Here is a 23,037-nt window from a genome sequence, read left to right on the forward strand (position 1 = left end):
ACTCGCTAGGGGCGCTAACGCCGATTAGTGGTGTGGCGGCTTAGGCTCGGTCTCAAGCCGCCACACCACCCAACACAGCGCTAAAGCTGCAAGATTGGTGGACAACGGATTGAACGCCTGTAGCAGTAGATGGGGGCTCATCAGCGCCACATCAAGCAGCAGAGCAATCAATAGCGCGGCAGCCAGCAAAACCGGCCAGCGCCTGTTGCGCATAAGCAGTAAGGCCCCGAGGAAGATTTCCGCAGCGCCGGCCATCCTTGCCACCCACTCGGGCGCAGGCAAGCCATGGGCCTGAATCATCGCCAGCTCATCCGGGCTTAGCCAAAGAATTTTTGGCACCAGGCCATGCCAGATAAACACCAGCGCTAAGGTGATACGCGCCACCCAGGCGACCTGACGCAGGCGCGGATCAGTCATGTAAAAAGCGTCTTTTATGATCGGCGTTCGGTAACAGACAGCTGTCATAACGACCGAACAACCGATAACGATTCAGCGCAATGCGGTCATAACACCAGTCGCGCACAGGCAGGGGGATAACCCGCAGCCACGCCATAAACCGCCATATCCCAGGCAGTTGAGCGACGATACGCAGCACCGCATCCGAACGCACATACAACGTGCCAGCTTCGACATAACCCATGGTGTCAAATCGATCAGTGGGCAGCGCAAACCAGCGCAGCAATGCTTGACCTTCGGCGGACTGCACCGATGCCAGGCGAAATTTCTGCTGCGGGTCATGGCGAATCAGAAACTTCGCCCAGCCGTTACACAGCTTGCACACGCCGTCGAACAGCACCACCCGTTCGCCGTTCTGGATGGAGGGTGGAGGCACTTGGTCGGTCATGTTCAACTCCTGCCAGCGCAGCCTTTAAACAACTGGAATGCGGTAGTGACCGGTGATTTTGAAGGCAAACAGGATGTCTTCTTCCTGAGTACCGCGGCCAATATTGTGCAGCACCAGCGGCGCCCCGCTGCTTGCTTGGCGATCACTGACGATACCAATGTGAGTGAGACCGCCGCCCAGATCCCAAGTGACGATATCACCGGCGCGGTAGCTTGATGCGTCCTGACTAAGCTGCTGACTCCAACCCTGACGCTTGAACCAAGCCATTAAGTTGGGCACACGGCGATGATCGATATTGCGATCTGGCCGCTTGAGGCCCCAGCTCTTCGGGTAAGCGGAGAAATTGGCGCGCATGTCTTCATGCACCGCCTGTTGCAAATCCAGACCCTGCTGGCGCAGCGCGCGAATCACCACATCGGTGCAGACGCCGGTACTGAGCGGCACATCGCCAAGCGGGTAGCTCAAGCGGCGATAAGCCGGGTCGTAACCCAGGGTCACGCCAACCTGACTGCGTGCATCCTGCACCAATCGCTGCACTTGGATCGGTTCGGCCACTGCCGGCAGGGCCAGCACCAGCAACATAAGTACCGTAAACAGCCTCATGGTTTGAGCGCCGGATACTGTGGCAGGTCGTCGTGTATCTCCCACCAATTGGCCCGCGAAGCGGTAAACGCATGCCAGCCAGGGCGGGCTTCCAGCTCACCTTCCAAGCTGCCGGCACGAATGCGCAATACCCCGGGCAGCTTGCTAGTGCGGCTGTAGATCGGAGAGCCGCAGCCGGCGCAGAACACCCGTTGTTTGCCGGGTGAGGACTCGTAAACCTTGAGCTGTTCGGCACCACTGAGCAGCGCAAAAGCAGATTCCTGCACTGGAATATTGGTCACGAACGCAGAGCCCTGGGCCTTACGACACTGGCTACAGTGACAGATCTGAATCGGCTCCAGCTCACCTGTAACCTGATAACGCACCGCCCCACAGAGGCAACTTCCCTGATGCATGACACGCGCCTTCAATGACCAATGGGATACAACAATTCTTCCTTATAACCGGCCCATACCCGCACCACATCAGGGAAGGCGTCATCCAACTGCACATCACCGCTATCCACCAGCAGCGGACGACCTTCCAGCGTGCCGAGCTTGCGCTTAGTAGCGACCACACGCAGATGCTCAAGGCCAATGGCGCGCAGCACCCGCGGGCTGATCTGCTGATTACCACGACCGATAATGTGCCCCTGCCCGCCAATGGCAGTTACCAGCAGCCTCGCCGGATAGCCAGTCACCAATTCATACAGCTGCGCTTCTGTTACATCACTGGCGAGCACCTGGCCGTTCTCGATCACATCAACGCCGAGCAAGGTGGTCGACAACCCAAGATTTTGCGCCAGACCATGCATAGTCGAGCCAGGGCCGAAGACGTAACGCACATCGGCCTCCCAACTGTCCTGCAGCCAATCAGCCAAGTCGCCCAGCACCAGCTCTTCGGACTCAACGCCGCCCTGCTTGACCTGCTGCACATAGCCGCCTTCCTGCGGCACTGTCAGCTCACCATACCAACGCGCCGTAACCCGGCCTTCACGCAGGGCGCTTTCATCAATATCGCGCACCTCGCCGCTGCTCAGGCGCACCAGGCCACCTTCGACCAAGCGCGCGGTCAGTTCACCGGCGGCGCGTGGGCTGATGGCATACACCCCGGATTGAATCTTCACCCCAGCCGGAATCCCCAGCACCGGTTGGCCTTCGCGCACGGCGGCGCAAATATCCCGCGCCGTGCCATCGCCGCCAGCAAATAGAATCAGTGCGACGCCGGCGTCTTGCAGCAATTCAACCGCCTTATGGGTATCGGCGGCGCTGCTTACGCCTGCCGGCAATGCACCCACTACGCGGTGAGCGAAACCCATTTCGGCCAGCAGGTCGGCGCCCATGGCGCCGGGAAAGGTGACAAATTCCACACGCTCGCGCAGCGCCAATAACTGTTCAAGGGCAATTTGCGTGCGCACGGACGCTTTAGCCGTAACGCCCATGGCCAAGGCCTGCTCAGCCATACCGTCGCTACCTTTGAATCCCGCCGGCCCGCCCAGACCCGCCAGCGGGTTAATAATCAGGCCAATATGCAAACGTCCCATCAAATCCTCTGTCGTAAATAAATAGGGCGCCCTGGCACGGTGCCTGCAGTGCTTGAACCATCCTGTGCCTTACGCCGGTTTTTTGCCGTCGCAGTTGTCACAGCGCGTTCATCTAACACTCATAAAATTGCGCTAACCGATGAGGAGACACGCCATGCAAAACCAACAGCCTAATGAGAAAAAGCAGCCACAACTGCCCGTGGGTGGCTTTGTTATCGACGCTCAGGGACGTGAAATCCCGATCACCGAAGCCATGATCCAACAGGCCTGCACATCGCTTGAGCGCGCTCAGCAACAAGCAGCCAAGAACAAATAACTACGCCAAATAACAACGCGTTGCCGGGTGGCGCTCGCCACCCTCCTACCTCTGTCCAGGCTACAAGCAACCCTGCCTTTCTGTAGGGCGGATGACGTTTTTTTTCATCCACCATTAGGCTGCGGAGGGTGGATGGATGAAACGCCCTCCACCCTACTCCTTCAACTTCGCACCCAGCGCTTGCACCAGGCGAACCAACGCCGGCGCATGGCCCTTTATGCCGACTGCCAGGCCATCAATTTCTCGGCGCATCGGATAGTGCTTGCGCAAGCCATCGAAGGCCGCGCGCCGCAGGGTGCTATCACCCTGCAAACTACGGCGCAAATCCACATCGTCGCGGCGCGGGTCATATACGGCGCGGCAAATACTGGCCAGCGCCCAATCCACCGCCGCACCAGCATCCAGGCTTATCTCGCTCAGCCAAGGCGCCGGCATCAACTGCGCCAGCTCAGTACTGGGGCTAACGCCTAGATGCTGACACAGCGCCTGATAGATCTGCGCGGTGCCGCGCAGCTTGCCGTCCAGGCTGTAGCCGGCGATATGCGGCGTGGCGATGCGGCACAAGCCGGCCAGTACAACATCCACCTGCGGCTCGCCCTCCCACACATCCAGCACCACTTGCAGGTCATTGCGCCGTGGCAACAGTTCGCGCAATGCCGCGTTATCCACCACCGCGCCACGGCTGGCATTGATCAGCCAGCTGCCGGGTTTAAGCGCGGCCAGCCGCTCAGCGTCAAATAGGTGATGGGTGACGTGTTCGCCTAACCGTTCAAGCGGTGTATGCAGGCTGATCACATCGCACTCGTCGAGCACCTGTTGCAAGCTGACAAAATCGCCGCCCTCGGCAGCCTGACGCGGCGGGTCACACACCAACACCCGCCACCCCAGCCCGCGCATCACCTTGATCAAGCGGCTGCCAACTTGGCCCGCGCCGACCACACCATAGGTGCGCGATGCCAGATCAACGCCCTGTTGCTCGGCCAGCACCAGCAAGCTGCCCAACACATAATCGACTACGCCACGGGCATTACAGCCCGGCGCACTGGCCCAGGTGATGCCTGTTTGCTGGAAGTAATCGAGGTCCAGATGATCGGTGCCAATGGTGCAGGTGCCGACAAATTTAATCTTCGAGCCGTGCAGCAACGCACGATCAACCTGGGTAACAGAACGCACCAATAGCAGGTCGGCATCGGCGACAGCGGCCGCATCAATGCCCCGGCCAGGCAAGCGACGAATCTGACCAAAACCGGCAAAGAACTCATCAAGCAGGGGAATGTTTTCGTCCGCGACTATTCGCATGGCAAGGCTCCGCAAATCAGGCCGCCATTCTAACCCTACCTGCGAAGTTGGCTAGAACACTGAGCCTCTATCGCGTGATTGCTTAAAGATGTCGTCTTTAGGATTCCTGACCTCCCCGTCAAGGCGTAGACTGCGCGGTTTCCTGACTCCCTGCTGGATGATCGTCATGCTTGCCCAAACCCGCCTGCAACGCTCCCGCACTGAACTGTGCGGCCTGCTGAAGCTGGCAACACCGATCATCATCGCCCAGCTGGCCAACACCGCCATGGGCTTCGTCGACACCGTGATGGCCGGCCGAGTCAGCCCGCAGGATCTGGCCGCCGTGGCGCTGGGCAACTCGATCTGGGTGCCGGTATTTTTGCTGATGACCGGCATCCTGCTGGCCACCACACCCAAGGTTGCCCAACGCTTCGGCGCAGGCACACACGAAGAGATCGGCCCACTGGTGCGCCAGGCACTGTGGCTGGCGCTGGCAGTCGGGGTGGGGGCGGCGGTAATACTGTGGAACGCCGAAATCGTTCTGGAATTGATGAGTGTCGATCCAGCCCTGATTGGTCCCGCCATGGGCTACTTGCGCGCCGTAGCCTGTGGCTTTCCAGCGGTCGCGCTGTACCACGTGCTGCGTTGCTACAGCGATGGCCTAGGCCATACTCGCCCAAGCATGGTGATGGGCTTACTCGGCCTGGCGCTGAATATCCCACTCAACTACATCTTCATCTACGGCAAGCTCGGCCTCCCAGCCATGGGCGGCGTGGGCTGCGGTTGGGCCACCGGGCTGGTGATGACGTTTATGTTCCTGAGCATGCTCTGGTGGGTGAAGTGGGCGCCCTTCTATAAGGCGAGCGCCATCTTCAGTCACTTCGAGTGGCCGCAGTGGCCGGTACTCAAACGCCTACTTTCGGTCGGCCTGCCGATTGGCATTTCAGTGTTTGCCGAGTCGAGCATCTTCGCCGTGATTGCCCTGTTGATCGGCGGCCTCGGTGCCACCGTGGTAGCGGGCCACCAGATCGCCCTGAACTTCAGCTCCATGGTGTTTATGATCCCCTACTCCCTGGGCATGGCCGCCACCGTGCGCGTGGGCCAGGCATTAGGTCGCGGCGAACCGCGTGAAGCACGCTTTGCCGCCGGTGTCAGCATGGCCGCCGCGCTGGGTTATGCCTGCTTTTCGGCCAGTTTGATGCTGTTGCTGCGTGAAGAAATTGCGCAGATCTACACCCCAGATACGGCCGTAATCGCGGTGGCAACAACGTTGTTGGTGTATACCGCACTATTCCAATTCTCCGATGCCATTCAAGTCACCGCCGCCGGTGCCTTGCGCGGCTATCAGGACACCCGCGTGACCATGATTCTGACCCTGTTCGCCTATTGGGGTATCGGTCTACCAGTGGGTTACGCACTGGGGCTTACTGATTTGTTCGGCACACCTAGCGGCCCGAGCGGGCTCTGGCAAGGCTTGGTGGTGGGCCTGACCTGCGCCGGCGGCATGCTCGCCGTGCGCCTGGCCAGCAGCGCGCGCAAACGCATTCGAGTCGCTAAGATGGCCTGATGAACGCCCGCCTGCTGCTCCTGATAACTGCACTTTATCTGTGCGCCTGCACGCCCCTCGATGATGGCCTGGCGCGGCAGGCTGATTACTTGCAGCGCTTGAGTAACGCTCTGGATGTTGAACCGGCAACGGCCTTCGATCCCAGCGAGTTGACCCGTTACCGCCTACCTGCCCGCCGCGAACGCCTGATCGAGATTGCCGAGCTGCGCATCAGCCTGCTTGAGCTGCTGGTCGACGTGCGTCGCTGCCCGGTTTTGCAGCAACAGATCAGCCTGCGCAACAGCAGCCTGGGCAAACAACTGACGCCCAGCAGCCGCCTGGCCTATGAAGGGGATTTGCTGCGGGCCACCGATGCCTGTGTCGAACACATACGCCGCCAGGATCAGCAAGAGTTGCTTGGCACCCTTGAGCAATTGGCGCAGGACAAACGTGGGCAATTGCCCGCAGTATTCTGGAATGCAATAAATGCCAGCCCCGAGGTCGAACGCTACCTGCGCTTTGCCGACCGAAGCCTGCCGGTGAATGCCGACGCTGACCACGCCGCCCTCAACGCCCTGGCGCAGTTGGCCGCCATCGGCAGCGCCCTGCCCAAGACGTTGCCGCCGAGTACCGCAGAGATTGATCCGTTGTTCTTTGCCCTGCACGCCAGCGACCAGGGCGGCCAGCTGATCAACAGCTTGGCCAGCCTCACCCACAGCCTCAATCAAGGCAGCCAGATGCTCGACGTTCGCCAGCAACGTCGCCCCCTCTGCCCCACGGGCAAACCGACTGCGCGCGCACGCATCGTGCAAAACATCTTCGTCAAGTATTACGCCGGCAGTCTGCAGCCATACTTGGCCCAGGTGGATCAACGCGGCCAGGTCTGGAGCGCCAGCCTGCGCACCCTCAACAGCGTGACGCAGATACCGCCAGCGACTCGGCAATATCTGCAGCAGTTGAGTGACGACAAAGCGTCGTTATGGGCGGACTTTCAGCATGCCACCGCGCGCCACGTCCGCAGCTGGCAAGACCTGCTGAACAGCTGCGGCCTAGCCCCCGGTCAGTCGGGATGGACCGGCAACACGGCCAATGCCGACCAATAAGCCTCAGACAACAACTCGCGCCCGGCCAACAGGTGCGCCAGGTAATCGGCACTGGGTAATAGCCCTTCTTGGCGAAAAGCCGGGTTGGCGATATACACCCAAGCCGGCTGCACGCCATGGGCCGTGACAATCGGCAGGCACTCGCGGCTGTAATAGATGGGCGTGCCTTCGAAGTGATCCAGCTTGGCGATCTCGCCAGCGTCTGGCAGACGATACAAAACGCCCTCCACTCGCCCCTCACGCTCATGCCGAATATTGGCGTAAGCCCGTCCGGGCGCACGGTCTGCCGCGCGTTTGTTAAAGCACAGGCTGTAACCCGGCAGATGCCCAGGCAGCGCTTCCAGCACCGCCAGGCCACGGGCCTGCATGCGCGCCGGGTTCATATTCGAGCCGTAGGCGAAGTACCAGTTCATTAATCAAGCTTCTTGCGGATCAGGTACAGATAGGTCGCGCCGTCTTCGGCCTGCTCTACCAGCTCATGACCGAGAAACACGCAGAACTTGGGGATGTCGCGACGGGTCGAGGGGTCGGTGGCAATCACCTTAAGCAGGCCGCCAGCCTGCAGGTCGCGCACCTTGTTATGCAGCATCATCACCGGCTCCGGGCAGTTCAGCCCGGTGGCGTCGAGGGTGTCATCAGGAATGGCGGTGGTTTGCAAAGACATCAATGGGCTCCAGTTGCAGGCCGCTATTCTCGCGCAAAGTTGACCCTAAGGTCATCTAGCATGTCGCGCACCAGCCAATGCTCGGCTAAACGGCACTGCCTGTAGCAATCAACACAACCTTGGATGGGCAGCCGTTGGCGGCCCCTTCAGGCAGGCTGCGCAGCGCCTACCACTCTAATAAGAACTGTCTATGCGCCTTGCTCTGTTACTCACCGCCCTGCTGCTCAGCGGTTGTGCCGCCCGTGATCAACTGCCGGACTTCAACCCCAGCGCGCAGCAGGATCTGCCGGCCACCTATTTTGACGCCGTGATCTATGGACGCGATGGCACCCGGCTGTCGGCCACGGTGTTTCAGCCCGCGCTAAAGGCAGGCGAGCAAGCGCCTGTAATCGTGCACACCCACGGTTGGGGTGGCTGGCGTATAACCAGACCGAATGGCTTTTACGGCACGCAGATGATGTCCGGCCGCGCCGCAGTCAAAGCCTGGCAAGCCGGTTACTGGGTGGTCAGCTATGACCAGCGCGGCTGGGGCGGCAGCGAGGGTGACATCGAAATGATGAACCCCGATTACGAGGTGCAGGATGCCCTGGCCGTGATCGACTGGGCCGTCGCCAATCTTCCGCGACTGAGCATGGACGGGGCGAACGATCCAAAAGTCGGCATGCTCGGCGAAAGCTATGGCGGCGCGGTGCAGCTATTGGCCTCCGCGACGGATTCGCGCATCGACGCCATTGTGCCCATCGCCACCTGGTATGACCTTAGCGAAGCCTTGGCTCCGGACAGCCACATGAAAGTCGGCTGGACCGGCGTACTGCTCAGTCTCGGCCTGTCCACCGGTTATGACTTGGGCAAGTTCGTGCAAGCGCCCTACCTTAAAAGCGGCGACGGGCACATGCGCGACAGCGTGCGCGCCGAACTCAAGGCCCACAGCCTGACCAGCTACTGCGCGCGCGGCCAGCGCCCGCAAGCCGATGCGCTGCTGATTCAAGGCATGCGCGACACCTTGTTCCCGCTCAACCAGGGCCTGGCGATTCGCGACTGTCTGCAACAAGGCGAGCGTGACGTGCGCTTGCTTGGCATGCAGGGCGGGCATATCCTGCCACCCCCCATGCAGCGTTGGAGCGGCCTGCCGCCGTTCAATAATGAAACGGTGCTGCATTGCGATGGCCGGGCAATCAACCTCTACCAGAGCATCATCAGCTGGTACGAAGACAAGCTGCGCGGCCGCAAGGGCGTGGCCGCGAGCATTCCCGATTTCTGTGTCAGTCTTGACCTGGATCGCGGGGTGGCCTTGCACGCGCTGCCAGCCAGTCAAAAAATCGCACTGCCTACCACCGTTATCCGGCCGTTTAGCAGTGGGCTGCTGCAACCGGCGCGCTTTATCCCACTGCAACAGGTACAGGCAAGTAGCGCCTTGGTCGGCGTACCGCGCGTGCACCTGGATAACGCTGAGCAACTGCCGACGCTATTTGCCGCTCTAGTCGTCAAACGGGCCAATGGCCGCAGTGAAGTGCTAAGCGAGCAGGTTACCCCGCTCAAAGGCCAAGCCAGTACTGAGCTGGCTGCCGTCAGTGCGCAGTTGCAGCCGGGGGACGTGCTAGGCCTGCGCATTAGTGGATTCAGTGGCCAGTACCTGTTCAACAGTTCCTGGCAGCTTTCCAGCAGCACGCTGCAAGGAAGTGTTGAATGGCCGCAGTTGCTGCCGTTAGAGCCGCAACTGGCCAGGCATTGAAGCTATTTGCTTAAGCGGCGTAGGTGGCAGGTGACTTCCTCACGGTCGTGATAAAGCTGCTTGCAGGCAATTGAGACCTTGATCTTGCGCTCGGCAAAGCCGTCTTCAAGGCGTTGCAACAGCCGGCGCACTTCGGCGTAGCGTTGTTTCATGGGCAGCTTGAGGTTGACCACCGCCTCACGGCAATGGCCTTCGCCGATCCAGGTTTCCAGCAAGGCGGCGCTACGGGCGGGTTTCTCGACAATGTCGCAGACCATCCAGTCCACCGGTTGCTTAGGCTTCCAGGTGAAGCCGTCCACCATCAGGTGTTGCACCAGCCCGGTGTCCATCAGGCTTTCGGCCATCGGCCCGTTGTCGATGGCGGTGACCAGCATGCCGCGCTTGACCAGCTGATAGGTCCAACCGCCGGGGGCGGCGCCGAGATCGACTCCGGTCATGTCGCCAGATAAACGCTCATCCCATTGCTCACGAGGGATAAAGGTATGCCAGGCCTCCTCTAGTTTGAGGGTCGAACGACTTGGCGCCTCACGGGGAAACTTCAGGCGCGGAATACCCATGGCCCACTGCGCCGAATTATTCACCTCAGCCATGCCGACAAACACCTCACGGCCACTTTTAAACGTCAGCAGCAAGCGCGGTTTGTGCGCATCCTCAACCAGCTTGCCGGCCTTGGTCAGGGCATTGCGCAGCGGCGCCTCGAACTTTTTGCAGAAGTTCGACAATTCCTTGCCGTCGTTGGTGTCCAGCACCTCTAGCCATAAGCTGCCGAATACTGGCGAACCTGCCAAATGAGCCAGCAGCACGCTGATGCGGTCCAGCTCCGGCAGGTCGATAAACATCCCGCGCGCCCACTGGCGCGGGAAAATCAACTGATTGAAGCGCGCGCCCCGCATCAAACGCTCGGCGCCATCGTCTTCAGTGCAGATAAATTCGGCGCAGGCGGTGTTCGGCTTGGCTTTGGCATAACCGGCAACGTCCAGGCGCGCAGCGTGTTCGGCAATTTCCGCACACACCTCATTTTCAAAACCTGGACGGCAGTGCAACAGCAAGGTATTCATCAGTGACTCTCCTCAAGGCGCGCATCATAGCCGAGTCGGGAACCCTTAACCCTGCGACCTGTCCAGTTAGAAGGCTCGCGGTTTCACCTGCGTGGTTATTTGTGCAACGCCACCGACGACCCACAGCACCGCGACAACCGATAAAACACCCTCAATGCCAACCTGCCGAACGCCCATAGATGGCGAGCCTGAGCGAGCAGGGCTAGGGTAAACACTCTGCAGCAATTAACCCGGCTTGCACCGTGGCAAGCCACAGGAGATGCGCAATGCCTTCCTTAGACAGCCTGAACAGCCGCCGCAGCCTCGAAGTTGATGGCAAAAGCTACCAATACTTCAGCCTGCCCGAAGCCGCCAAAACGCTGGGCAATATCGACCAACTGCCGATGTCGCTGAAAGTCCTGCTGGAAAACCTATTGCGCTGGGAGGACGGTAAAACCGTTACCGGCACTGACCTGCAGGCCGTGGCTGACTGGCTAGAGCACCGCCGCTCCGATCGCGAAATCCAATACCGCCCGGCCCGGGTACTGATGCAGGACTTCACCGGCGTACCTGCCGTGGTAGACCTGGCTGCCATGCGCGACGCCATGGCCAAGGCCGGCGGCGACCCGCAGAAAATCAATCCGCTGTCCCCTGTCGACCTGGTGATCGATCACTCGGTCATGGTCGACAGGTTCGCCACTGCATCTGCGTTTGAGCAGAACGTTGCCATGGAAATGCAGCGCAACGGCGAGCGCTACGCCTTCCTGCGCTGGGGCCAACACGCGTTCGACAACTTCAGTGTGGTGCCACCAGGCACCGGCATTTGCCATCAGGTCAATCTGGAGTACCTCGGCCGCACCGTTTGGACCAAAGAGGAAGATGGCCAGACCTTTGCCTTCCCCGACACCCTCGTGGGCACCGATTCACACACCACCATGATCAATGGCCTCGGTGTGCTTGGCTGGGGCGTCGGCGGCATCGAGGCGGAGGCGGCAATGCTCGGCCAGCCCGTGTCGATGCTGATTCCCGAGGTAATTGGCTTCAAACTGAGCGGCAAGCTTAAAGAAGGCATCACCGCCACCGACCTGGTGTTGACGGTCACCCAAATGCTGCGCAGCAAAGGCGTAGTCGGCAAGTTCGTCGAGTTTTACGGAGACGGCTTGGCCGAACTGCCCCTGGCGGATCGCGCCACCATCGCCAATATGGCCCCGGAATACGGCGCCACCTGCGGCTTCTTCCCGGTTGACGCGATCACCCTCGGCTATTTGCGCCTGTCTGGCCGGCCGCAGCAAACCGTTCAACTGGTCGAGGCTTACTGCAAAGCGCAGGGCCTGTGGCGTGAAGCTGGGGTTGAACCGCTGTTCACTGACAGCCTGGAGCTGGACATGGGCAGCGTAGAAGCGTGTCTGGCCGGGCCGAAACGCCCGCAGGACCGCGTCACCCTGCCCCAGGTCAAACACGCCTTCGATGACTTTATCGCCTTACAGGCCAAGCCCGAACCCGGCGCCGATGCGCGCCTGTTAAGCGAAGGTGGCGGCGGCACTGCCGTGGGTAGCGATGCGCTGATCGGCGAAGCTGACTATCAACATGACGGGCAAACCTACCGGTTGAAAAATGGCGCGGTGGTGATTGCCGCGATCACCTCGTGCACCAACACCTCCAACCCTAGCGTGATGATGGCCGCCGGCCTGCTGGCGAAAAAAGCCGTGGAGAAAGGCCTGCAGCGCAAGCCTTGGGTCAAAAGCTCACTGGCGCCGGGCTCCAAGGTGGTCACCGAATACTTCAACGCCGCCGGTTTGACGCAATACTTGGATGCGCTCGGCTTCGATCTGGTCGGCTACGGCTGCACCACCTGCATCGGCAACTCAGGCCCCTTGCTTGAACCGATCGAACAGGCCATCCAGCAATCCGACTTGAGCGTCGCCTCGGTGCTGTCGGGCAACCGCAACTTCGAGGGCCGCGTGCATCCATTGGTGAAAACCAATTGGCTGGCCTCGCCGCCCTTGGTAGTCGCCTACGCCCTGGCCGGCAGCGTGCGTATGGACATAACCCGTGAAGCCTTGGGCGAAGGCAAAGACGGCCAGCCGGTTTACCTCAAAGACATTTGGCCGAGCCAGGCGGAAATCGCCGAAGCGATCCTCAAGGTCGATACGGCGATGTTCCACAAGGAATACGCCGAGGTGTTCACCGGGGATGCCGAGTGGCAAGCCATCGAGGTGCCGCAAGCGGCGACCTACACCTGGCAGGACGATTCGACCTATATCCAGCATCCGCCATTCTTTGAAGGCATCGCTGATGAGCCGCCGCATATTGGCGATGTGCACCAGGCGCGTATTCTCGCCCTGCTTGGCGATTCGGTGACCACCGACCACATCTCCCCGGCTGGCAACATCAAGGCCGACAGCCCCGCGGGACGCTACCTGCGCGAGCAAGGCGTCGAACCAGTCGACTTCAACTCCTACGGCTCACGGCGCGGCAACCATCATGTGATGATGCGCGGCACCTTCGCCAATATCCGCATCCGCAACGAGATGCTCGGGGGCGAGGAAGGCGGCAACACTCTGCACGTTCCAAGCGGTGAGCAGTTGTCGATCTATGAGGCGGCCATGCGTTATCAGGAAGCAGGCACCCCGCTGGTGGTAATCGCCGGTAAGGAATACGGCACCGGCTCCAGCCGCGACTGGGCCGCCAAGGGCACCAACTTGCTGGGCATCAAGGCGGTCATCGCCGAAAGCTTTGAACGCATCCACCGTTCCAACCTGGTCGGCATGGGCGTATTACCGTTGCAATTCAAACCCGGAGAAAGCCGCACCAGCCTGAAACTCACAGGCAAGGAAACGATTACCATCGCGGGGCTCGACGGCGTGGAGCTGCATCCCTCGATGCCCCTGACCCTGGAGGTTCTGCGCGAAGACAACAGCCGCGACAGCGTTGAAGTGCTGTGCCGCATCGATACGCTGAACGAGGTCGAGTACTTCAAAGCCGGCGGCATCCTGCACTATGTGCTGCGCCAGTTGATCGCTGCCAAGTAAGCGCTCTGTATCCCCTGCGTTAGAGGGCCTCTCGATCAACCCGGACATAATGCCGCAGCTGATACCTGCGGCATTATTTATTCAACTTCTGACGGCAATGGCCGATCATGTGGCATCGATTAAAGGATTACTTCAGCCATGCGCAATAACCAGCCGATTACCCAACGCGAACGCAGCTTTCCTGGACAACAACGACTGATCTCCACCACCGACACCAAAGGTCAAATCACCTACTGCAACGACGCTTTTGTTGAGATCAGCGGGTTTACTCGCGATGAGCTGATTCGTGCGCCACACAACCTGGTGCGCCATCCGGATGTACCGGCGGCGGTGTTCCAACATATGTGGAACACGCTGAAGAAAGGCCGGCCATGGATGGGGATTGTTAAAAACCGCTGCAAAAGCGGTGACCACTACTGGGTCAACGCCTACGTCACCCCAGTGACGGAAAACAATCAGGTGATTGGCTACGAGTCCGTGCGGGTCAAACCCAGCGCCGAACAAGTACGCCGTGCCGAGGCGCTTTACCAGCGCATCAACAGCGGTAAAGCGGCCGTGCCGAGCAGCGATCACTGGTTGCCGATCCTGCAAAATTGGCTGCCGTTTATTCTGATCAGCCAAATTGGCTTTCTGCTTGGCGCCTGGCTCGACTCCAGCTGGGGCTTTGCCTTGGCCGCCGGTTTGTCTGTACCGCTTGGCCTGCTCGGCCTGAACTGGCAACAACGTGGCCTAAAACGCTTGCTGCGCCTGGCTGACCAAACCACCTCAGACCCGCTAATTGCACAGATGTACACCGACAGCCGCGGCGCTCAGGGCCGCCTGGAAATGTCCATTCTCAGCCAAGAAGCGCGTCTGAAAACCTGCCTAACCCGCCTGCAAGACACCGCTGAGCAACTCACCCAGCAAGCCAAACAGGCCAATACCCTGGCGCACAACAGCTCAGCCGGGCTTGAGCGCCAACGCAGCGAAACCGACCAGGTGGCCACCGCCATCAACGAAATGGCGGCCACCACCCTGGAAGTGGCGAGCAATGTGGCGCGTACCGCCATCGCCACCCAAGACGCCAACCGCCTGACCAGCGCCGGCCGCACGATTGCCAGTGAAACCCGCCTGGCCATCCAACGCCTGTCGCAATCGGTGGGTGATACCGGTGAAACAGTGACGCGCCTGGCCCACGACAGCAATGAGATTGGTGGCGTGGTCGATGTGATCAAAGGCATTGCCGACCAGACCAACCTGCTGGCACTCAACGCCGCCATCGAAGCCGCACGGGCAGGTGAAATGGGCCGTGGTTTTGCTGTCGTGGCTGATGAGGTGCGCTCATTGGCGCAGCGTACAGCCGAATCCACCGGGCAGATCCACCAACTGATTGCCAAGCTGCAGCGCACTGCCGAAGAGGCGGTCATGACCATGGAGATCGGCCGCAAACAGGCCGATGAAGGGGTTGAGCGTGTGCAGCAGGCGGACGACGCCCTGGCCGGTATCAGCGATGCGGTGGCCAATATCACCGACATGGCCAACCAGATCGCCGCCGCCGCCGAAGAGCAGAGTGCTGTGGCCGATGAGGTCAACCGCAGCATCACCACCATCGCCCAACTGGCCGACCAGACCGCCGGCGAAGCACACAACACCGCCTTACTCAGCGAGGCGCTAACGGCCACTGCTAATGGTCAGTACGCGCTGGTAGAACGCTTCAATCGCTAAACCTGCACCCGCGCACTGCTAGCAGTGCGCGGCTTGCTGCGCCCCTAGAGATTTTCGTAGCGGTTCATGTCCAGCACACCAGCCTCAAGCGGCTCGGTTTGCTGGATATACGCCGACATATCATGGAAATAACGCCAGAACTCGGGATGGGTGCGGCGAATGCCCCAACGCTCAACCAGTTGCGCGAACGCCGGCGCATCACGCGCCTGCTCCATGGCGGCAACAAACTCCGCAACCTGCTCAACCTGAACATTGAAGATAAAGTTGGGGTAACTGCTCAGCACGCCTGGGTAAATCGTCAAGGTATCCAGCGCCGGCTGATAGCGCCGCTCTTCGCCGAGTATAAAAGCCACATTGGTGTGCGCACGGTTGCGCAACAGGCTGTACACCTCGCGCTTGCCATCAGACGCTTCCACCCGCAGCAGCGTGGCCTCCGGTAATTGCTCGATCACCTTAAGCCCGCCTGCGGGTTTGCCCGTCAGACGGCTCAAGGATTGCTCCGCGCGCTGCAATTGAACATCCACCTCTGGGCGATAGCAGTGCGCGCCGCTGCAGCGGTTGATCGGGTCAGGTCGCGCATTGAGGCTGCCGTAGCGCGTCAGCAGGGCCTCAACAAAACTGCGCTTGGGATCTGCTGTGGGCAACTGCAAAGCCGTTGGCGTTTCTACATCGATGCCCTGATAGCTCATCCACATCTTCAGTTTGCCGCCACTTTGATACCAGTCATCCAAGTACCCCTGGCGCGATCCTGCCGGCATCAAGCGCAGGAAATTGACCTCTGCACCGTTGCGGATCAAGTCAAAATACAGCCGTGTTTGCGCCTGGTGAGACACGTTACCGAACACATCGAAGTTCACCACCAGCTGATAGTAAGAGCGCTCCAGCAGCGGGAAATCCAACCACCAGAGGGTTTGTGGCACCTCACCAATCAGGCCTTTACGCACCGACGCGCTGTCATGCTGACGAAACACCGACAGCAGCGCGTTGTCGTTACCGGCCCAGATATGCGACCAGCTCGGCGCGGGCGCCTCGGCATAACGTTGCATCCGCAACGCTTCGTACTCATTGCGTTTATCGCGGTAGGTGCGCCAGATACCGACCAAGTCACCAATGCTGTCGAGCTGTCCGGGCATGGCCAACAGCGCTTTCGCCTTGTCGCGGTATTCCGGATCAGTGACATAGAGGTCGTGTTTCGGGTCTTGGAACACCGCCCAGAAATTATCGCGAATCACATCCGTAGCAATCTGCCCACGGCACACCGGCCCACGAATAAAGGTGCGCACAAAGTATTCGCCGTCATCGAGCATAAATTGATAGCGCGCCTGCGCAGGAATCGCGGCAAAGGTTTCAAACGGATTGGCGCGGCGCAACAAGCCATAGCCCGGCACCTCATCGGTCTGCCAGTCTGTGGCGAAGAACAACTGTTTTATTCGTTCCAGCTTCGCCGCACTCAGCCCGTAGGTGATATGGGTCTTGTACACAATTACGCCCTGCACCGGCAGCAAGCGATAGTAAAACTCAGTGCCCGGGTCATCATTGGGCTGGCGCGTGGCGATGATATCTACCGGTTTACCGCTCGGCGTGCGCGAACGCACCATTTGAAAGAAATGCCCCGGTTCACCGCCGGTAAAATGCAGGTGAGCAAGAAACAGATGCTCATACAACCAGCGCGAAACCAGCGCCTCGCGGGCACCGGGGGCGTTCATAAAGGCCTCCCAGGTGGCAATCTGCTGGGTTTCCGCCGCACTGGCCTGCAACGCTTGCTGATCGACTGGCGCGCCCTGTTTCAGCCAGGTTTGCAGGGTTTGATAATCCTCCTCGTTCAGTCCGGTCACGGCGAACGGCATGCCGACCTGAGGGTTTTTACGGGCAAACTCGGCGAATTCCTGCGGCAACGGGCATTGGTTGGCCCGGCTAATACCGATAGCCAATTGCGCGGGTAATTTGCTGTTGGCGGCAAAAGGCTGCTGATGCCCCAGCTCTAGCATGCGCCCCAGCAAGGCTGCTTGACTGCCTTGCTGATCCAATACCGAGGTAAAGCCCTTGCGCTGCCACGCCGCCGCACCATGGGCATCAACAAACAGGCGCGTGGTGGCCTGTGCTTCGGTACGCCCGCCGTTGTACACCGTAGCTTTACTCGCCCCACGCTGCGCGCCCTCAGCGCTGCCTAGATTGAGCTGGCAGGCGGCGTCGTAGCAGGCATGGCAGGCCACACAGTGCTGGGTAAAAATGGGTTGGATATCACGGCTATAGGAAAGCGTTTCTGCAGCTTGCAATGAACCGATGAACAAAAAACACACGCCAAGCAATAAGCGGCAGAACATAGAGCCTTCCTTCAAATAGCTTAAGCGCCGATTTTAGCCGTCGCCGGCCAATCAAGGCGAGCGAACTTACATGAGCCAGATTCATGTTAATTCGCACCCCACTGCAAAAGCGCACAGCTTTGCTATCATCGCGCCTTTGTTTCCGCGCCTCAGGTAGTTCTCCATGTCCGATCGTAACGTCCGCCTCCAAGCTCTGCAGAAAGCGCTTTCTGAACGCATCCTGGTCCTCGACGGCGGTATGGGCACCATGATCCAGAGCTATAAACTGGAGGAAGAAGATTACCGCGGCGCGCGTTTCGCCGATTGGCCAAGCGACGTTAAGGGCAACAACGACCTGCTGATCCTCAGCCGCCCGGACGTGATCGGCGCCATCGAAAAGGCCTACCTGGATGCCGGCGCGGACATTCTGGAAACCAACACCTTCAACGCCACCCAGGTGTCTCAGGCCGATTACGGCATGCAGAGCCTGGCCTATGAGCTGAACGTCGTAGGCGCGCGCCTGGCCCGTAACGTGGCGGATGCCAAGACCCTGGAAACCCCGAACAAGCCACGCTTTGTCGCCGGCGTGCTGGGCCCAACCAGCCGTACCTGCTCTATCTCCCCGGACGTCAACGACCCCGGCTACCGCAACGTCACCTTCGACGAGCTGGTAGAAAACTACGTCGAGGCCACACGCGGCCTGATCGAGGGCGGCGCCGACCTGATCCTGATCGAAACCATTTTCGACACGCTTAACGCCAAGGCGGCGATCTTCGCTGTGCAGCAGGTGTTTGAAGACGACAATGTCGAACTGCCAATCATGATCTCCGGCACCATCACCGACGCCTCCGGCCGTACCCTCTCAGGGCAAACCACCGAAGCCTTCTGGAACTCGGTCAACCACGCCAAGCCGATCTCCGTGGGGCTGAACTGCGCCCTCGGTGCCAAAGACCTGCGCCCATACCTGGAGGAGCTGTCGGCCAAGGCCGGCACCCACGTCTCCGCGCACCCCAATGCCGGTTTGCCAAATGCCTTCGGTGAATACGATGAAACCCCGGCTGAAATGGCGGTGGTGGTGGAAGAGTTCGCCGCCTCGGGCTTTTTGAACATCATCGGCGGCTGCTGCGGCACTACGCCAGCCCACATCCAGGCGATTGCGGACGCGGTGAGTAAATATCCGCCGCGCGTCATCCCGGAAATCCCCAAGGCTTGCCGCCTGTCCGGCCTTGAGCCGTTCACCATCGACCGCAGCTCGCTGTTTATCAACGTCGGCGAGCGCACCAACATCACCGGTTCGGCGCGTTTCGCCCGGCTGATCCGCGAGGAGAACTACACCGAAGCCCTTGAAGTCGCCCTGCAGCAGGTGGAAGCCGGCGCTCAGGTAATCGACATCAACATGGACGAGGGCATGCTCGACTCCAAGGCGGCGATGGTCAAATTCCTCAACCTGATCGCAGGCGAACCGGACATCTCCCGCGTGCCAATCATGATCGACTCCTCCAAGTGGGAAGTGATCGAGGCCGGCCTCAAGTGCATCCAAGGCAAAGGCATCGTCAACTCGATTTCGATGAAGGAAGGCGTCGAGCAGTTCAAGTACCACGCCAAGCTGTGCAAGCGCTACGGCGCCGCCGTGGTAGTCATGGCCTTCGACGAAGCCGGCCAAGCCGACACCGCCGCGCGCAAACGCGAAATCTGCCAGCGCAGCTACGACATTTTGGTCAATGAAGTGGGCTTCCCGCCGGAAGACATCATCTTCGACCCAAACATCTTCGCCATCGCCACCGGCATCGAGGAGCACAACAACTACGCGGTCGACTTTATCGAGGCCTGCGCCTTTATCCGCGACCACCTGCCCTTTGCCCTGACCTCGGGCGGCGTGTCCAACGTGTCGTTCTCGTTCCGTGGCAACAACCCGGTTCGCGAAGCGATCCATTCGGTGTTCCTCTACCACGCGATCCAGAACGGCCTGACCATGGGCATCGTCAACGCCGGCCAGCTGGAAATTTACGACGAGATCCCCAAAGAACTGCGTGAGAAGGTCGAGGACGTTGTACTCAACCGCACTGCCGAAGGTACCGATGCACTGCTGGCGATTGCCGACAACTACAAGGGCGACGGCAGCGTCAAAGAAGTCGAAACCGAAGAGTGGCGTACCTGGAGCGTGGTTGACCGTCTCAAACATGCGCTCGTCAAGGGCATCACCAGCCACATTATCGAAGACACTGAAGAATGCCGTCAGCAGTGCGCACGCCCCATCGAGGTCATCGAAGGCCCGCTGATGAGCGGCATGAACGTGGTCGGCGACCTGTTCGGTGCGGGCAAAATGTTCCTGCCCCAGGTGGTGAAATCGGCGCGGGTAATGAAGCAGGCGGTCGGTCACTTGATCCCCTTTATCGAGCTGGAAAAAGGCGACAAACCAGAAGCCAAAGGCAAGATCCTGATGGCTACGGTGAAAGGCGATGTGCACGACATCGGTAAGAACATCGTCGGCGTGGTGCTCGGTTGTAATGGCTACGACATCGTCGATCTGGGCGTGATGGTACCTGCGGAGAAGATTCTGCAAACGGCGATTGCGGAAAAATGCGACATCATCGGTTTGTCCGGCCTGATCACCCCTTCGCTGGATGAAATGGTCCACGTTGCCCGTGAGATGCAGCGCCAGGGCTTTACCCTGCCCCTGATGATTGGCGGCGCAACCACCTCCAAAGCCCACACAGCCGTGAAAATCGAACCCAAGTACCAGAACGACGCGGTGATCTACGTCACCGACGCCTCGCGTGCGGTGGGCGTGGCCACTCAACTGCTGTCGAAAGAATTGAAAGCCGACTTCGTCGAGCGTACTCGCCTGGACTACATCGAAGTACGCGAACGTACCGCCAACCGTAGCGCCCGCACCGAACGCCTGAGCTACGCCAAATCGGTCGCCAATAAACCTAAGTTCGATTGGTCGACGTATCAGCCAACCGTGCCGAGTTTTACTGGCGTGAAAGTGCTGGACAACATCGACCTGAATGTTCTGGCCGAGTACATCGACTGGACACCGTTCTTTATCTCCTGGGACCTGGCCGGCAAGTTCCCGCGCATCCTCAGCGACGAAGTGGTCGGCGAAGCGGCCACCGCGCTGTATGCCGACGCCCAGGAGATGCTGAAGAAACTGATCGACGAGAAGCTGATCAGCGCCCGCGCCGTGCTCGGCTTCTGGCCTGCCAATCAGGTGCAGGACGATGACCTGCAGGTATACGGCAGCGATGGTCAACCGCTGGCCACTCTGCATCACCTGCGCCAGCAAACCATCAAGCCGGACGGTAAAGCGAACTTCTCCCTCGCTGATTTTGTTGCACCCAAGGACAGTGGCATCACCGATTACGTTGGTGGTTTTATCACCACCGCCGGCATCGGCGCCGAGGAAGTGGCCAAGGCTTACCAGGACGCCGGCGACGATTACAACTCGATCATGGTCAAAGCCCTGGCCGATCGCCTGGCCGAAGCCTGCGCCGAATGGCTGCACAAAGAGGTGCGCACCACGCATTGGGGCTACGAGCCAGACGAGCAGCTAAGCAACGACGAGCTAATCAAAGAAGCCTACAAAGGCATCCGCCCTGCTCCCGGCTATCCGGCCTGCCCGGATCACACTGAAAAAGGCACGCTGTTCAATCTGCTCGACCCGGCCGCCACCTATAACCAGGCCGGTTGCAGTGGTGTGTTCCTCACCGAGCACTACGCCATGTTCCCCGCGGCCTCGGTCAGCGGCTGGTACTTCGCCCACCCACAGGCGCAGTACTTCGCCGTCGGCAAAATCGACAAAGACCAGGTGGAAAGCTACACGGCGCGCAAACAGCAGGACCTCAACGTCAGCGAACGTTGGTTGGCGCCTAATCTGGGGTATGACAACTAAACACGCTGTTGCGGATAAACACACGGCAGCGGACTTTCTACTCAGCCCGCTGCCGCTGTAGTTACGCCCTTTCTCAGTCAAACACCGCTGGGCATCGCTCCAGTGCGCGAGCCCACTCTTCTTATGCACAGCCTTGAACAACTTCGCAGCGGTGAACTGGCCGGTATTACTCGGCTAGACCTTTGTTGCGACCTGTCCGACTTCCCAGAAGAGATTTTCGCTCTGGCCGACAGCCTCGAAGTCCTCAACCTTTCGGGCAACCGCCTCAGCGCACTCCCCGCCGACTTAGCGCGCCTGCATAAACTGCGTATTCTGTTTTGCTCAGACAACCTGTTCGCCTCAGTACCTGAGGTATTGGGCGAGTGTCCGCAGCTAGAAATGATCGGATTCAAGAGCAACCGCATTCAACACCTGCCTGCTGCGGCACTACCACCCAAGTTGCGCTGGCTGATCCTGACCGACAATCGACTGCAGCAGCTACCGGCTGAGTTAGGTGACTGTGCGCACTTACAAAAGCTGATGCTGGCAGGCAACCAGGTCCGCGCGCTACCCGCGAGCCTGGCCAACCTGCATCGCTTGGAGCTACTGCGCATCGCGGCTAACCACCTAGAGCATCTACCGGAATGGCTCACGGGATTACCGTCCTTGTGCTGGCTGGCCTTTGCCGGCAATCCATTCAGCGACGCCAGCGAAGCTGAAATTCTTCGGCAACACCCACTGCCGACCATCGCGCACGACACCCTTAAGCTGGGTGAAATACTTGGTCAGGGCGCCTCGGGGATTATCCACAGTGCGACCTGGCAGCAGCCAAACCAGCCGGCGCAGGCCATGGCGGTCAAACTGTTCAAAGGTGACATAACCAGCGACGGACTTGCCCACAGCGAGATGGCCGCCTGTATAGCAGCCGGTGAACATAACAACCTAATCAGCGTTGCCGGCCCACTGGAACCACTGCAGGACGGCCCGCCCGGCCTGTTACTGGAGCGTATTGCGCCAAGTTTCCAACCACTGGCCGGGCCGCCCTCACTCACCAGCTGCACGCGCGACTGTTACGCCGAGCAGCGTCGTTTCAGCGTGGCAGAAGCCTTACGCATTTTGCGCGACACAGCGGCGGCCGTCGTTCACCTGCATCAACGCGGCATCCTTCATGGCGATCTATATGCCCATAACTTGCTGGTCGACCCAGCCGGGCAAACGCTATTAGGCGATTTCGGCGCTGCTTCGTTTTTCCAACCCCAGAGCAGCAGCGGGATCGCCCTGCAACAGCTCGAGGCCCGTGCCTTTGCCTGCTTGCTAGAGGAGTTGTTAGTGCGTTGCAACAAAGAGGACCAGCCCCTTCAGCAAGCCCGCTTGTGGCATCTGCATGCACGATGCAGCCACCCGCAACCTGCCGAACGTCCGTTGTTCGCCGAGATTCAAGAGTGCCTGCAAGACTGCAACGCGGCCTGACCACACCAG

18 protein-coding genes are annotated in these 23,037 nt (G+C 60.0%); 8 read left to right on the forward strand and 10 right to left on the reverse strand.

The window, feature by feature from the left end; genetic code table 11:
* Positions 1 to 24: 24 nt before the first annotated feature.
* Genes D8779_RS12655 through D8779_RS12675 form a run of 5 tightly spaced genes read right to left on the reverse strand, consistent with a single transcriptional unit; the run spans position 25 to position 2,969 of the window.
* A complete protein-coding gene (locus D8779_RS12655; RefSeq protein ID WP_136664838.1) occupies positions 25 to 417 on the reverse strand; it encodes a DoxX-like family protein in 393 nt (130 codons plus the stop codon).
* Complete coding sequence (locus D8779_RS12660; protein WP_136664839.1) at positions 410 to 844, reverse strand: thiol-disulfide oxidoreductase DCC family protein; 435 nt, start codon at positions 842 to 844, stop codon at positions 410 to 412. The genes D8779_RS12655 and D8779_RS12660 overlap by 8 nt, the downstream gene beginning before the upstream one ends.
* A gap of 24 nt (positions 845 to 868) precedes the next feature.
* Positions 869 to 1,447, reverse strand: coding sequence for a DUF1287 domain-containing protein (locus D8779_RS12665; protein WP_136664840.1), 579 nt, complete (start codon positions 1,445 to 1,447; stop codon positions 869 to 871).
* On the reverse strand, positions 1,444 to 1,842 hold the full coding sequence (locus D8779_RS12670; RefSeq protein ID WP_136664841.1) for a GFA family protein: 399 nt from the start codon (positions 1,840 to 1,842) through the stop codon (positions 1,444 to 1,446). Before D8779_RS12670 ends, D8779_RS12665 begins: the two co-directional genes overlap by 4 nt.
* A gap of 11 nt (positions 1,843 to 1,853) precedes the next feature.
* Positions 1,854 to 2,969: an ATP-NAD kinase family protein gene (locus D8779_RS12675; RefSeq protein ID WP_136664842.1), complete on the reverse strand. Its 1,116-nt coding sequence runs from the start codon at positions 2,967 to 2,969 to the stop codon at positions 1,854 to 1,856.
* Positions 2,970 to 3,108: 139 nt separating this feature from the next.
* On the opposite strand from D8779_RS12675, the gene D8779_RS20555 reads away from it, so the two are divergent.
* On the forward strand, positions 3,109 to 3,285 hold the full coding sequence (locus tag D8779_RS20555; protein WP_338109867.1) for a PA1571 family protein: 177 nt from the start codon (positions 3,109 to 3,111) through the stop codon (positions 3,283 to 3,285).
* 153 nt (positions 3,286 to 3,438) lie between these two features.
* Here the strand turns inward: D8779_RS20555 and pdxB are convergent, their stop codons facing one another.
* On the reverse strand, positions 3,439 to 4,584 hold the full coding sequence (gene pdxB / locus D8779_RS12680) for a 4-phosphoerythronate dehydrogenase PdxB (protein ID WP_136664843.1): 1,146 nt from the start codon (positions 4,582 to 4,584) through the stop codon (positions 3,439 to 3,441).
* A 166-nt stretch (positions 4,585 to 4,750) separates the two neighbouring features.
* Here pdxB and D8779_RS12685 point away from each other — a divergent pair, with 166 nt between their 5' ends.
* Both D8779_RS12685 and D8779_RS12690 read left to right on the forward strand, forming a co-directional pair.
* On the forward strand, positions 4,751 to 6,130 hold the full coding sequence (locus tag D8779_RS12685; RefSeq protein ID WP_136664844.1) for an MATE family efflux transporter: 1,380 nt from the start codon (positions 4,751 to 4,753) through the stop codon (positions 6,128 to 6,130).
* On the forward strand, positions 6,130 to 7,212 hold the full coding sequence (locus D8779_RS12690) for a DUF3080 family protein (RefSeq protein WP_136664845.1): 1,083 nt from the start codon (positions 6,130 to 6,132) through the stop codon (positions 7,210 to 7,212). The genes D8779_RS12685 and D8779_RS12690 overlap by 1 nt, the downstream gene beginning before the upstream one ends.
* Here D8779_RS12690 and D8779_RS12695 read toward each other — a convergent pair.
* Together D8779_RS12695 and tusA are read right to left on the reverse strand one after the other, a co-directional pair.
* On the reverse strand, positions 7,170 to 7,625 hold the full coding sequence (locus tag D8779_RS12695) for a gamma-glutamylcyclotransferase family protein (protein WP_136664846.1): 456 nt from the start codon (positions 7,623 to 7,625) through the stop codon (positions 7,170 to 7,172). The genes D8779_RS12690 and D8779_RS12695 overlap by 43 nt on opposite strands.
* Positions 7,625 to 7,876: a sulfurtransferase TusA gene (gene tusA, locus D8779_RS12700; RefSeq protein WP_136664847.1), complete on the reverse strand. Its 252-nt coding sequence runs from the start codon at positions 7,874 to 7,876 to the stop codon at positions 7,625 to 7,627. Before tusA ends, D8779_RS12695 begins: the two co-directional genes overlap by 1 nt.
* A 190-nt stretch (positions 7,877 to 8,066) precedes the next feature.
* On the opposite strand from tusA, the gene D8779_RS12705 reads away from it, so the two are divergent.
* Positions 8,067 to 9,608, forward strand: a complete 1,542-nt coding sequence (locus D8779_RS12705) for an alpha/beta hydrolase family protein (RefSeq protein ID WP_136664848.1) — start codon at positions 8,067 to 8,069, stop codon at positions 9,606 to 9,608.
* A 2-nt stretch (positions 9,609 to 9,610) separates the two neighbouring features.
* Here the strand turns inward: D8779_RS12705 and rlmM are convergent, their stop codons facing one another.
* A complete protein-coding gene (rlmM, locus tag D8779_RS12710; RefSeq protein ID WP_136664849.1) occupies positions 9,611 to 10,666 on the reverse strand; it encodes a 23S rRNA (cytidine(2498)-2'-O)-methyltransferase RlmM in 1,056 nt (351 codons plus the stop codon).
* 266 nt (positions 10,667 to 10,932) lie between these two features.
* Here rlmM and acnA point away from each other — a divergent pair, with 266 nt between their 5' ends.
* Positions 10,933 to 13,677: an aconitate hydratase AcnA gene (gene acnA / locus D8779_RS12715; RefSeq protein ID WP_136664850.1), complete on the forward strand. Its 2,745-nt coding sequence runs from the start codon at positions 10,933 to 10,935 to the stop codon at positions 13,675 to 13,677.
* Between the two features lie 138 nt (positions 13,678 to 13,815).
* The gene (locus D8779_RS12720) at positions 13,816 to 15,381 is read left to right on the forward strand and encodes a methyl-accepting chemotaxis protein (RefSeq protein WP_136664851.1); all 1,566 of its coding nucleotides are present in this window, start codon (positions 13,816 to 13,818) and stop codon (positions 15,379 to 15,381) included.
* A 44-nt stretch (positions 15,382 to 15,425) separates the two neighbouring features.
* Here D8779_RS12720 and D8779_RS12725 read toward each other — a convergent pair whose 3' ends face one another.
* Entirely contained in the window at positions 15,426 to 17,705 is a 2,280-nt protein-coding gene (locus tag D8779_RS12725) for a fatty acid cis/trans isomerase (protein ID WP_136664852.1), read from the reverse strand.
* A 163-nt stretch (positions 17,706 to 17,868) separates the two neighbouring features.
* Here D8779_RS12725 and metH point away from each other — a divergent pair, with 163 nt between their 5' ends.
* Both metH and D8779_RS12735 read left to right on the forward strand, forming a co-directional pair.
* Entirely contained in the window at positions 17,869 to 21,579 is a 3,711-nt protein-coding gene (gene metH, locus D8779_RS12730) for a methionine synthase (protein WP_136664853.1), read from the forward strand.
* Positions 21,580 to 21,702: 123 nt separating this feature from the next.
* Complete coding sequence (locus D8779_RS12735; protein ID WP_136664854.1) at positions 21,703 to 23,028, forward strand: leucine-rich repeat-containing protein kinase family protein; 1,326 nt, start codon at positions 21,703 to 21,705, stop codon at positions 23,026 to 23,028.
* Positions 23,029 to 23,037: the final 9 nt, after the last annotated feature.

Source organism: Pseudomonas leptonychotis, assembly GCF_004920405.1.
In the GTDB taxonomy this organism is placed as follows: Bacteria; Pseudomonadota; Gammaproteobacteria; order Pseudomonadales; family Pseudomonadaceae; genus Aquipseudomonas; species Aquipseudomonas leptonychotis.